The organism is Spirulina sp. CCY15215, from assembly GCF_016888125.1.
Lineage (GTDB): Bacteria > Cyanobacteriota > Cyanobacteriia > Cyanobacteriales > Spirulinaceae > CCY15215.
The window spans coordinates 1-455 of the sequence record NZ_JACSWA010000134.1 but is presented as its reverse complement, the minus strand read 5'-3'; the positions used below and the strand labels follow the sequence as shown (position 1 = coordinate 455).

Sequence of the window (455 nt, the reverse complement as noted above, 5' to 3'; positions counted from 1 at the left end):
ACTGTTCAATTTCTTGGTTTCCTTTACTTTGATTGCAAGGACGACAAGCCAGAGTTAAATTGCTGACTCGATTGCTACCACCTTTAGATTTAGGCTTAATATGCTCGACTTCTAAGGGAGTATTTTTTGCACCACAGTAGGCACATTTACGCCCCCACTTCTCAAGCAAATATTCGCGTACTTCATACCCTAATAATTCCCCTTGCTGGTATTCGACACCAGAGATTTCAGGATTTTGGAGTGCTTGGGTATCAAAGCGAACTAATTCTTGAGAAATACCCACTATCGGACAGATTCGGGCAAGTCGTTCAACCCAAGTTAGGATGTTATGAACTCGCGACATTAGACTGGGTGCAAGCCAGCCATCAGGACGCTTTCGATTCAGGAATCGAGGTTTTCTATACCGGGTTTTGCGGCTGCGTCGTCCTCTTCTTAATTGTCGTCTTGAGGTTAAT

General features: G+C 44.0%; 1 protein-coding gene. It reads right to left on the bottom strand.

Annotated elements, in window-relative coordinates:
• On the bottom strand, positions 1–455 hold a 455-nt coding region (iscB, locus tag JUI58_RS00630; protein WP_204101818.1), incomplete at both ends, for an RNA-guided endonuclease IscB.